The sequence below is a fragment of the Myroides sp. WP-1 genome, from assembly GCF_014145635.1.
GTDB lineage: Bacteria > Bacteroidota > Bacteroidia > Flavobacteriales > Flavobacteriaceae > Flavobacterium.
On the sequence record NZ_JACHTC010000022.1, the window covers coordinates 1 to 12,516 of the forward strand.

11 protein-coding genes are annotated in these 12,516 nt (G+C 29.6%); 4 read left to right on the forward strand and 7 right to left on the reverse strand.

All coding sequences use genetic code 11. The features are described from left to right. Positions 1-397: 397 nt before the first annotated feature. Positions 398-1,717, forward strand: a complete 1,320-nt coding sequence (locus tag H4K33_RS14635; protein ID WP_182650294.1) for a site-specific integrase — start codon at positions 398-400, stop codon at positions 1,715-1,717. A gap of 109 nt (positions 1,718-1,826) precedes the next feature. Here the strand turns inward: H4K33_RS14635 and H4K33_RS14640 are convergent, their stop codons facing one another. Further along, complete coding sequence (locus H4K33_RS14640; protein ID WP_182650296.1) at positions 1,827-2,081, reverse strand: DNA-binding protein; 255 nt, start codon at positions 2,079-2,081, stop codon at positions 1,827-1,829. A gap of 127 nt (positions 2,082-2,208) precedes the next feature. Beyond that, complete coding sequence (locus H4K33_RS14645; RefSeq protein WP_182650298.1) at positions 2,209-3,801, reverse strand: hypothetical protein; 1,593 nt, start codon at positions 3,799-3,801, stop codon at positions 2,209-2,211. A 179-nt stretch (positions 3,802-3,980) separates the two neighbouring features. Between H4K33_RS14645 and H4K33_RS14650 the strand changes: the two genes are divergently transcribed. Next, positions 3,981-4,385, forward strand: a complete 405-nt coding sequence (locus H4K33_RS14650; protein WP_006265048.1) for a helix-turn-helix domain-containing protein — start codon at positions 3,981-3,983, stop codon at positions 4,383-4,385. A gap of 76 nt (positions 4,386-4,461) precedes the next feature. Here the strand turns inward: H4K33_RS14650 and H4K33_RS14655 are convergent, their stop codons facing one another. From H4K33_RS14655 to H4K33_RS14670, 4 genes are all read right to left on the reverse strand, one after another. Continuing rightward, a complete protein-coding gene (locus H4K33_RS14655; RefSeq protein WP_182650301.1) occupies positions 4,462-4,992 on the reverse strand; it encodes a hypothetical protein in 531 nt (176 codons plus the stop codon). Between the two features lie 149 nt (positions 4,993-5,141). Further along, positions 5,142-5,861, reverse strand: coding sequence for an endonuclease/exonuclease/phosphatase family protein (locus H4K33_RS14660; RefSeq protein WP_182650304.1), 720 nt, complete (start codon positions 5,859-5,861; stop codon positions 5,142-5,144). Positions 5,862-5,946: 85 nt separating this feature from the next. Beyond that, complete coding sequence (locus H4K33_RS14665; protein WP_182650306.1) at positions 5,947-6,609, reverse strand: hypothetical protein; 663 nt, start codon at positions 6,607-6,609, stop codon at positions 5,947-5,949. Positions 6,610-6,708: 99 nt separating this feature from the next. After that, positions 6,709-7,143: a DUF3408 domain-containing protein gene (locus tag H4K33_RS14670; RefSeq protein ID WP_182650308.1), complete on the reverse strand. Its 435-nt coding sequence runs from the start codon at positions 7,141-7,143 to the stop codon at positions 6,709-6,711. Between the two features lie 536 nt (positions 7,144-7,679). On the opposite strand from H4K33_RS14670, the gene H4K33_RS14675 reads away from it, so the two are divergent. Then, positions 7,680-9,551, forward strand: coding sequence for an AAA family ATPase (locus tag H4K33_RS14675; protein WP_182650311.1), 1,872 nt, complete (start codon positions 7,680-7,682; stop codon positions 9,549-9,551). Beyond that, complete coding sequence (locus H4K33_RS14680; RefSeq protein WP_182650313.1) at positions 9,544-10,569, forward strand: hypothetical protein; 1,026 nt, start codon at positions 9,544-9,546, stop codon at positions 10,567-10,569. Before H4K33_RS14675 ends, H4K33_RS14680 begins: the two co-directional genes overlap by 8 nt. Positions 10,570-10,951: 382 nt before the next feature. Here H4K33_RS14680 and H4K33_RS14685 read toward each other — a convergent pair whose 3' ends face one another. Continuing rightward, a complete protein-coding gene (locus tag H4K33_RS14685) occupies positions 10,952-12,316 on the reverse strand; it encodes an amidohydrolase family protein (protein WP_220485337.1) in 1,365 nt (454 codons plus the stop codon). Positions 12,317-12,516: the final 200 nt, after the last annotated feature.

Consider the following 12,516-nt stretch of genomic DNA (forward strand, 5'->3'; position numbering starts at 1 on the left):
TTGATACTATCATATAGTATTTTAAGGTATTTAATCGACTTAATAAAAACATAACTACCAATAAATCAAAATAATAGTATTTTATCACACTCTATTTATATATGGGTTATATTCCCTCTTTCTCCGCTGATTTATAAAAGATAACTTTTCAAAAGTCATCAAAAAAGCACAAAACCTATGATTCACAATGAGTTATAGGTTTTTTGTTTTTTAGGGGTATCGCATTCTGTTCAAAAGTGCACCTAAAAAGATTCGGGATTCGGTGCACAAAAAAACATCTAAGCGATGTGCACCTTTCAACTGAGCAAACCTAGACGCCAAAGGGTGCCAGAGAGTTTTAAACTGTGTTTTTGGAACGTTTTAATTCGACATTTATTAATATTAAAACAGTTGAATTATGTTAGAAAAACAGTTGTCAATTAATTTCTTTCTCAAACCAACTAGAGAGAAAAGTGATTTAAGAGGTGTTTACCTAAGAATTACAGTAGATGGTATTCGCAAAGAGACTTCTCTTAGTCACAAATGGGATATCAAAAGATGGAACCAAAAAGCAGGTCGTGCTAATGGCGCTAAAGAAGATGCTAAAACGCTAAACTACCTATTAGATACAATTGTATCAAAGATTACCAAGTACAAATTAGAGCTCTTAAGTAATGAAGAGCCTATTACTGCTACTGTACTTATGGATTATATCCAAGGTAAAGGAACAAGTAAAGCTAAAGTTTTAGAAGAATTTCAAAAGCACAATGATGAAGTTTTTAAGTTAGTTCCTAAAGAGTACGCTATTGGAACACATGAAAGATATGTAACAGCAAGATCACATGTAGCAGAATATATCCGTTATGTCTATGGTAAAGAAGATATCGAGTTCAGAGAACTCAATTATGAGTTTGTACTTGGCTATGAACATTATTTAAAGACCATTAGAGCGTGTTCTAACAATACAGCTATAAAGTATATCTCAAACTTCAAGAAGATTGTTCTACGGGCAGTTGCTAAAGGAATTATCCCTTCCAATCCATTTGTGCAATACAAACCTAAAAAGACTAAGCTCAATAAAAAACCATTAAGCAAAGAAGAGCTATCAATTTTGGAAAATAAAGAATTTACCAATGAAAGACTAAGCACCGTAAGAGATGTGTTTGTTTTTCAATGTTATACTGGTCTTGCTTATATCGATGTATTTCAGCTAAAGAAAAGCGATATTACAAAAGATGAAGAGGGTAATTTGTGGATTAGAATCAATAGACAAAAAACAGATGCAAATATTACAATTCCTCTGCTTCCCAAAGCTATTGAAATAATGGAAAAACATAAAGAACATCCTGCTTGTATTGGTAAAGATATTGTACTACCTGTTCGCTCCAATCAAAAGATGAATGAGTACTTAAAAGAGATTGCTTCTCTATGCGAGATAAGCGAATTAAACACCCATAAAGCAAGGAGAACTTTTGGAAGTACAGTAACACTTGGTAATGGTGTACCTATTCACGTAGTAAAAGAAATGTTAGGTCATCACTCTGTTAAACAAACTGAGGAATACGCTCTAACAGAAGAAGAATCTATCAAGACCGAAATGCAGATACTAAAAGGTAAGCTTGAAGAAAAAGCAAATAAGCCAACGGATAGTTTTACTGATTTACTTGAGAGCTTAAAAAAGCTAAATCCTGATAAATTAGCTCAGCTAACTACTTTTATTAATCAATTAAATGGATAATAAAACTCCCTTGAATTCTCTACATTTTCTAATAATTCAACTGTGGTATTTGTTGTAAGGAATTCAAGGGAGCCCATTTTCAACCTTTTTAATGAATAGAAGTTAACTTCTACTCATTAAAAAGGTTCATAATATCTTTTCTGTTGTAGTAATATGAACCAAGTATTTTGCGATACTGCAATTTACCGCTGATGCGCAGTGTTTGTAAGGAAGCTGGAGAGATACTGAGTAATTGCCTTGCTACTTTTGCCTTTACCCAATCAAGAGAGCTTTCTTTATTTTGTTTAGTTAATATTTCTTTTAGCTCTCCAATGATTGTTTGAGCAAACAATCTTAAATCTTCTTTTGTAATTTGATTTTCCATGATAGTTGTTTTTTAGGTTAAACAACTAAGGTAAAGTAGTTACTAAAAGGTTGAAATAATAGGAAGGTAAAAAGCAGACTTGGCTTTAAACGTACATTTATAGAACTTAGTAATTGGTAAAAGATTATTAGCTCCTTTGATCTACTATTATTTTTAACTCAGCTTGTAATTGAGTAATTAGTTCTATCAGTACTTCTGTTTTTTCTGTATCAAAATTAATAAGTCGTTGATGTAGTACTCTATAGTAATCTAATAAAGAAAAAAACTTGTTACCGAATTTATCAAATAAGTATTGATACTTAATTAAGTCAGTGTTCACATTTACGCAGAGTAACCATAAAGAAAAACTAGATAAGTAATTAGGCAAGTACGATAAATGAGCTAATATATATGTCCTACAAAATGACATAAAATAAAGTGATAGTAGATAAGGAATACTTTGCTTGCATTCTTGGTTCTTTTTTAGTTTTTGTAGATTTTTGAGTAGTTCTTTAGCGGTATTATTAGTAACAGAATTATAGTAGTATAGATCAGTATATAAGGATGCGTGAGGGACTAACCAATGTAGAGATGCATTATATTGACTAGATGAATAAATCTTATTCTCATTTTTTATGATGTCAGCAAAGAAATCTTGTGAGCTGTATAATTCAGTTTGAATCCATATTTTAGTATGGGCTATAATAACAAAGTTCGTTTGCTTATTAAACTTATCTTGTAAACTTGATTCCAAGTTCTTAATCTGTTCATTCGCGAATTTATCTCCTATAATAAGAAGATAATAAATAGTTTGACTACCAAGAGTTAACCTCTTATACAGATAAATTTCTTCTATACACTGATTCTGATTTAAGCATCTTTCAATGATGATATCATTAAAAGTTTCTTGTTTATTTAGTTCTATAGTTACCTCTGCAACAATAGGCTTAATTGTCTGGTGTTTGATTAAACGTTTTAAAGTCTTAAAACGGTCTTGAATAAAATTATGAAGTGCGTTTTCAACCTTCTCAAAAGCGTCAAAGCACTCATGGTAATAAACTTCTCTGTCATCTTCTATTGCTTCTTTTACTCTGTTTATTAAAGCAATAAGGTAATATTCCTCTTCGTTTCTCTTAAGAAATAAACTTTCAATCTCTGGATTAAACTTGCTGATTGCTTTTATTCGTTGATGGAGATTACTGCTTGAACTGATATGCCCTACATATAGTTCTTCTAAATATTTCAGATGTAATTCTAATAAACGTTCGTAAAGGAGAAATACACTTGAAATAGCATCTAAAGACTTATACTTGTTTATTTCAGAACTTAAAAGACTATGATCTTGAAAATATCTCTCCTTATGAATATTATACTGATTATTAAATTCTTTGAAACCTCTTGTAGTAAGTTTATCAAAATCAATTTCTTCTTTCTGATAAATTAGATGCTCTTCTTGGTAGATAAACTCTATTAGTGGATAACCGTGCTCAAACTTATATCTCAAAGAATTATAATCAAATAACAATACGATGATACCATAGTTCTTGAATAGTTTTTTAATTCCTTTGCGATTGGCTATTGTATTAACATCACTTCTATTGGTTAGATGTATAAGTAAATAAGAAGTCATCTCTATAGTGTTACTACAATAGTAAATCTCTAATATAGAAGGAAACTCTGTAATAAGCTGTTTAAGCTGATTACTTAAAAAGTCGTTGATAGGAAAAATTGTTGTTTTCATAATTATTGAGTTTTTTTGATTTGATTAAAATTCAATAGAACTCATTGAGTAAACTATTCTGTAAAGAAGTATAATATTCTCATTAAGGGATATTTTACAAGATAATTTTATAACTTTACCTTTCAATCTTTTTAAATCATTGGCTTTATCTTTGAGCCTTCTTAACTCAGCTATTAATTATGGAACATAAAATACATCAAGGAAGAAATGTAAAGCGTTTTAGAGAAATGCTTGGAATCAAACAAGAGGTTCTTGCTTTTGATTTAGGAGAAGATTGGAATCAGAAAAAGATATCTGTTTTAGAACAGAAAGAGGTAATTGATAATGCACTACTACAACAGATTTCAAAGGTGCTTAAGATACCTGTTGAGGCAATTGAGAGTTTTGATGAACAGCAAGCTATCAATATTATTGCCAATACAATTACGAATAACGATAATGCAGGGATTATTGTAACCAATAACATTAATCCAATGCAAGAAATTGTAAAACTTCACGAAGAAAAGATTGCTTTGTATGAACGTATGCTTAAGGAGAAAGATGAGATGATGACTCGTTTAGAGAAATTGATTCAAACTAAGTAGATATAAGTTTATACATATAACGGAAAAAAGGTAGAATTACTATGGATGGTATTCTACCTTTTTCTGTCTATTAAGATTATTCATCCCTCTGATATAATAACCAACATGCCTCTATTAATCTATTTATACTAATAAAAGAGGTATTAACTTCTATTGATGGTGGTTCTATAAAGTCTCCAAGTGCAAACTGTGTTATTTCAAATAAATCAGTTTCTAACTTAACTACAGATTGTTTTTCAAAAATATTTTCAAATACTAAATAGGGATTTAAGTACTCCTCTTGTGATAATGCCCCTAAGAATGTCATTAATTTGGAAACTTCTGATTTGTCTATTGGATTTATCGAATAGTATTTTTTTGAGTTGCTTAGTATCTTATAACTACTTCGTATTATCGAACGTAGTAAAGAATAGATCAAAAAAACTATATGAGGGGTCTTCTGTAGATAAATTTCACTTTTATGAGTGTGATTCATTAATTCTGATAAATGCAATTTTAACTCAGGCGGGTGAACTACATCAAATAAGCAGTAGAACATATAATAAGGATTATTGATTGGTTCTCCATACCATATATGGGCTTCTAAAGAAAATTTTACTTTTTTCATAATCATGTCTTTTAAGGTTTGTTTTAAAAGTATCATGCATTATATCAGTAAACTATTCGTTTGATAGGTAAATTATCTTTAAAAAAAGCATTACTAATTTTAAAATTTAAGTTGAGTTAAGACATATAAAATCAGATAACTAAGTAATTTCAAGTATTATCGCTTTTCATCTCACACATTAGGGGCATATGGTCACTTAATTCAATCCATTCAGAGAAAACACCTATTTCAAATTTAATTAATTTTTTTAATAATTTATATGAACCAAAAATGTAATCAATATGATAAGGTTTTTCGAATTTTCGCTGAAAATAAAATGTTGCTTTAGATTCATTACCTTGAAGTTGATTAAAAAAATCATGATAAAAACTTTCAATATGGTATTCTTTTAATTCATCTACTACGTCCGTATGATTCCACCATCTATCCCATTCATCCCAAATGCTATTACTATTAAAATCACCAACGATTAAAGTGTTTCCTAACTTAGTTTTATTAATTTGCAAATATTTCCATAATTGACCAATATAACCAAAATTTGGTGAATTATTCTTATGTGTCCAAACAGCTAATAAATCAAATTCGTTATTTACTCTACAAGGTAAAAAATATTTAACAAAATGATCTTTATATTGACTTGACCATTGTAATCTTTTTAGTTGAATCCCTTCTTTAGCAAAAATTCCTAACCCCTTATTTTTATTGTCACCTATCCAAAGATAATTTCTTGCAAAATCCTTATATAGAAGATCATTTGTCAACAATGGATTTTCACATTCTTGAATAATCAAGATATCAGCATCAAACTTATTTAATGTTTTGTACTTATTTCTAAAAGCACCATTACAATTCCAAGTTATTATTTTCATCTATATCGATCACTTGAGATTATTATTTCAGACATCGCATTAAAATATACTTATTCTTATGTTTTAAGAACATTAAAATGCCTTTTTAAACTTTTTCAAAGGTCTTTAATTTCAAGATTAATTTATGAACTGAATTGAAACTTGAATACTCTCTTTTAAGAATATCTATAATCTCATCAACGTCCTTTTGAGTAAATATCTCTTTTTGATTTAGAAAATATCGATCTACAGTTTCAATCGTATCTGATTCGTTGTAATTACTACTATATGGTGTTATACGAACAAGTTCTAGTAATCTGTTCATTTCGGAATCTATGAATTCATTCTCAGGATGCCTTTTTAACTTTGTAAGTAACCATTTATAATGAACGTCATCTGCTACTTTATTTAAGTTATTTTGAAATATTTTTAAATTTTTATTTTTTTCTTCTTCGAACTTCCTATCTAATTCATTACTCAATTTTTCTAACTCTCTTTTTATATACTTTCTATGATCATAAGCAGAATATAAATTAACTCCCACTAAAGAGGCAATAATTAAAGCTAATGAACTATAAAAGACAGTAATAATTTTATCATTTGCTGAATTTAAAGTATCTACTTTATCAAGTATCGTTTTGTGTTCTGCATCAGATTCTATTTGTTTATATTTTAATTCCAAAACTGATGCATTTAAATCCTTATTCTGAGAATAAGTTGTATTAAGAGTGTATAAAAAAATAAAAATGATTAAATAAATTGATCTCATGTTTTAAACTTCTGTAGTTGTATAAAATTATAATACTAAATGTCAAATCAAATATACCTTTTTAAAAACAAAAAAAAACAACACTAGATAGTGAATTAATTAAAATAGAGGCTTATTCTTTTCATTGAAGCTTGTAGTTATCTGTTTTTCGAATTCGTTAAAATGATGTTCCAAAAGATTATATAGGTAAGCGTAAATTGTAAGTTTATCATCTGCAATGACCTGAACTATACGAGAAAGTATCTTGTGATGCTTAGGATCAATATAAACCGATTTTCCATGACGTGCTGTGCTTTTGACATCCTTACAAAAGAGCTCTTCATACTCTGTGATGTCATATTCTTTAGTAAGTGGAGGAGCTTTTTTTACACGCTTTTGTTTCATAGGTTCCTCTTTAGTTTCTTCTTGCTCATCTCTTATACCAGAAGCATTCAGTTCAGCCTCTGTAAATCCCTTAGGCCTTACGCCGTCAACCATTAGTGCCATCATTGCTTCTTCGTCAATTCTAGGTTTCTTTTTAAATTCTTCGTTCATAATTTCTGGTTTTTTAGCTGTTTATAGTTTTGTCTACTTATGTAGGTAGTTAAATGTTAATCTGTCCTTTTAGTTGCAATTCCAATGTTTCAGACATTAAACTGTGTAAAGATTTTATCAACAGTCTATTTGTGTGTTTAATCGTTGGGAGCTATATAAAATCATAGCTACGATATTGCGTTTGTCCAACCAAAACATTGATTAGACAAATAACTAGAGATATAGACAAAGAATGAAAAAAAGGTATTTAAGTGGCATACTTGGCGTTAACTAATAGGGGTTTAAATAGTATTCACATTATAAAAAACATATTGTAAATATGTTGAAAAAGTTACTGCAAAAGTAACAGCAAGTTATGTTTTGAGGCACTCGAAATTGAGATTCGAGCTTTCAAAACGACTTGCTCTTGCAGAGAGCTGTAAAACTACTCCAGAGTCGATAGTTTTTTGTTTAAATAGTAGATAGACTCAAAATATTGAGTGGTTTACGGATGTTATGTGTAAGTTTAATTATATTTGAAGTTAAAATTTTGAAAAATGAGTTTAGTTTACCTTTACATAGACAGTTATAGAAACTTTAATAAACAAAGTATAAATTTTGGAGATAAGTATACTTTTAACTATGACGAAATTTCAAAAGAGTTAAAACAAGAAGACAATAAATTATATTTGGATAATTTCTACTCAGTAAAAGATTCCGCAACTAAGACAAAAATCACTAATGTAACTAGTATTGTAGGTGCAAATGGGAGTGGGAAATCTTCAATATTAAATTTTCTACTAGGAGGTTCACTTAATATTGATATTAAAACACCTTTTTTATACGATTTTATTCTAATCTACAAATTAGATAGCAAGTACATTGCTTATTGTACAGAAGGACTAGTTATTGAAAGGCATGGAGAAATTTCAATAGAATCACTTAACAAAAAAGATAATAGATACTACCTCAATGATCATTTATTTAGAGGAGTTGATGATAATATATCTATTTATTTATCTAATATCATGGATTTTAATGTTTTTTTTTCAAACATCAGTTCTGATAAGCTTATCAATTTATCATCAAATTATTTGATGAAGAATAATATTAATCAATACTTAAAAGAAGATTTAAATTTAAAAGTTAAACTGATAGCTAGTAATTTGATTAAAAATGAGCGTATAATTCCATTTGAACTACCTAAAGAATTGCAAATAATATCGTCATATGACTATTGGGGTGAAATAAACAGTGATGAGTCCACTATGTTTAATAGGGGTGGAGATTATTTTATAGAATTGAAGGAGTCAATAAAGTCTCTAACCAATACGTTAACTTCTTTAAAAAGCTATGAAGATGGCTTAAATAGAATTTTATATAACTCTTTACTTCAGTATTTATCCACAGATTTCATTTCGCCATTTATTTTTATTGAAGAATCTAAATCACCAATTAATGAAGAGTCGCTCGCTAAAGAACTTATTATTATAAAAGAATTTTGTTATTATATAAATTTAAAGAATGTTGAGTTAGCGAAAAATATAGAATATCCAATGATTGATATAAGAAACTTAATTATAGATATATTAGATAATCTATTGGAAACTTCCAAAGAAAGTGATAAATTAAGTTATAAGTATTTAGAAAAAAGAATTATGTTTTTAAAATACATATATAAAATTCCTAATTTAGAACATTCAAATAGTGAAATTGTTTTATTTGAAATTTCTGATGCTTTAGTAAATAATTTAAATACATATTTTGATTCCGTTAAAAATATGCAATATATTGATTTTAAATTTAGAGACTTAAGTAGTGGCGAAGGCGCTTTGTTATCCATCTTCTCGAGATTATATTCTCTTCGAGTAAGAATTGACAAAGGTATATATAGATATTCTAAAAATTTGACTTTAATTTTCGATGAGTTTGATTTATATATGCATCCACATTGGCAAAAAAAATTTCTAAAAATACTTATAGAGTTTTTAACTGAAATTTATATAGGAAAAAACATACAAATTATATTTGCTACTAACAGTCCTATTCCCATATCTGATGTTTTAGGATATAATATGGTATTTCTAGAAACCGAAAACGGTAATAGTGCTGTTCGTACTACTTTAAACGAACAGCATGATACTTTTGCAGCAAATATCCACACGTTATATTCAGATTCTTTCTTTATTCAAGATGGGCTTATTGGAGACTTTGCAAAGACAAAGATTAATGAGGTTATTAGTTATTTAAAAGATAAGTCCAATGAGAATCCGTTTAAAAATGGTACAGAATTGAGGCAATTTATACTTCAAATAGGAGAACCGCTAATAAAAAACAAATTGCTTACTATGTATAATGATAAAAATAACTTGTCCATACATGAGCGTTTAGATAAGATTGAAAAAAAAATAGGGCTAGATAATGATTAATATTAAAAGACATCTAACTCAAGATATTATTGATGAGCATTTTTCAAACATCTATTTAAATAATATAAATTTGGAAACGGGTAAAAGTAAAAAGATAATGCCTAACTATCTGGATGAGTTATTAGATTTAGATTTGAATGATAGACAAAGAACAGCAATAGAGTTTTTAAAACTTAATGTTTGCAATCAAGAGAACTCTATTTTGATTCGAGATGTGAATGCTTTGTCTGAATTTAAAAAGGAGTATGAGGAAAGTTTTAAAACTGTATTAGATACGGAAATAGTATATAAACAAAATAAGTCTATGACACTGAGAAGGTATCTTCTGGATAAAGTGTTTTATTATGCGGACTACGATAGATGGGATGCTTATGGCTTAGCTAAAAAATTAAATGTAAATGTTTGTCCGTATTGTAATCAGTTGCCTACTTATACGATTGGGACGTCTCTTAAAAAAGGAGTACGCCCTGAATTTGATCATTTCTTTGATAAAGCAAGATTTCCGTATTTAGCATTGTCAATTTATAATTTAGTTCCCTCTTGTCATATCTGTAATAGTAATTTAAAAGGAAGTACCAAGTTAAATTTAGATGATCATTATCATCCTTACCTAAAAGGTTTTGATGAACAAGGGATTAAGTTTACGCTAGGAATTGAAAAAGTTGAAATGCTTTTGACCAGTATTTATCAAAAGAAAGCGGTTTTTAAAGAAAAAGATACTTACAAAATTGAAATAGTCGGTTCTGAAAACATTAATATTTTTCGATTAGAGGATCGGTATAATTATGATATAAGTTATATAGATGAGATTATAAAAAAAGCTTTTATCTATAACGACTCCTATGTTGAGAGTTTGTACAAAGAATGGGACGAATTGTTTTCTTCTAAAGAAGAAATTAAACAAACTTTAATGGGGAACTATTTAAATTCTCAGGATATAGGAAAAAGACCATTAGGTAAATTAACTAGAGATATAACGGAAGAGTTGAATATTTTTTCAAAAAAGACATTTCTATAGATTATTAATGGAGCAAACTTCACAAAAAACTAATCCTATATAAGTAATTATAAAAATAATTATATTTGTATCAGAATCAAACAATTCCAATCATAGTTTAAAACTTTCGTAATAAGGTGCTCACTCCAATTCAAAAAAGTGAACCTCCCTATTTATAAAGCATACGAAATAAAAGAGGCTAACCCTCTTTCTCCGCAAAGAAGACCGATAATATCGCATGAATATAATGGAGATAGGTACAAACCTCAGCTCCCGTGTTCTGTAAACGAAAAACAATACACCCTAGATCTAAACCTGTTTTTAATTACAAAAAAAGATCAATAAATATAAAAAGCGAAGAGGGTGACCATTTAGGTCACCCTCTTCGTTATCTAAAAATCTATTATTTAGGACTTATTAGATCTTTGTATATTTTTCCGTTTTTGATAATGAGCAGTAAGTTGTTTTTTGGGTCTTCAATTACACTGATATCTTTTAGAGCATTTTTGTCAAAAAGTAAGATATCTGCATAGGCGCCTTCCGCAATTCTGCCTAGGTCTAAAGGATAAGGATCTCTAGCACCACTCATTTTAAGTAGTTGAGCATTGTCATAAGTAATCATTTTTAAAATTTGGTAATTGCTGAACCACTGCTTTAGTTTAACTACTAATTCATTTTGTCTTAGTGGGTTTTTAGGCGGAGAAACTAAGTCAGTTCCAAAAGCTAGTTTTACTTTGTGTTTTTTTGCCCAGGTGTATACTTTGTCAGTTCCTTTGCCCACTAATATTTTATTGGCAATTTGTACAGGATCAGTATAGGCACTTGCATCTTCATCAAAAGGTTGCATGCTCAACCAAAGATTTTTTTGTGCGATAAGTTCTATTGTAGGCTCATCCAACAAATGTCCGTGGTCGATACACTTAACCCCTGCATCAATAGCTTGTCTAACTGCTTTAGGGGTATAGGCATGAACCGTTACATAAGTTCCCCAGTTTTCTGCTGCATCAACGGCTGCTTTAATCTCTTTTGTCGTGTATTGAGTTGCGTCTAACGGATCGTATATCGTAGCCACACCGCCACCGGCCATTACTTTTAATTGAGAAGCTCCTTTTCTCAACTGCTCTCTTGCGGCAACAGTAACCTCTTGTTCGCCATCAGCAATAATACTTCCGCCTAATACCTGAAATCGAGGAGGGTTGTGGTCAATCATGCGAGGTTCAGACCATGAAAAACCAGCATCTCCGTGTCCACTTGTTTGTGAAATCATGGCTTCACTGGGATAAATTCGAGGTCCATTATTGATACCTGAGTCATTCGCTTGTTTGATTCCCATCACGTGTCCTCCTAAGTCTCTTACTGTTGTAAATCCACGTTGTAAAGTGTTCTCAGATTCTTTTGCTGCATTGATAAACAAGAAACTCTCCTCTCCCATTGTAATTGCTGCATTGGAATTAGCTGCTAAAAAAGAATGCCAATGACAGTCAATCATCCCTGGCATCACGAATTTGCCCTTCCCGTCAATTACTCTTGCACCGATAAGTTCTGATGAGGGTAATTCATCCTTGCCAAATACTAGCATTTTAATTTTTTCCTTCTCCATGACGATTGAACCAATTAGAGTTTGCTCGTCTTTACCATTAAAAATTTCTACATTTTTGAGGATAATTCTTTCATCGGTAAAATCTGGAGCCTTACTTTGAGCAAATCCCATAGTCGTTAAAAGAAGTGCTCCGAAAAGCACGTTGGTTTTTAATAATTTTTGTTTCATAATATGTAATAATTTTTGTTAAATATAATACAATTAAACTATTGTTTGTGAATTTTGAGTTTAAAAGAATATTTTTTTAATACAAATTGAGATGTTTTTATTCTTAATTAAAAAAAGCGATAGCAGGGCTACCAGCTCTTGGGGCAGTTGCTTTTACTAAAGCTTCCATTGATGTTTAAAATCTTTATAGCATAAGTCCA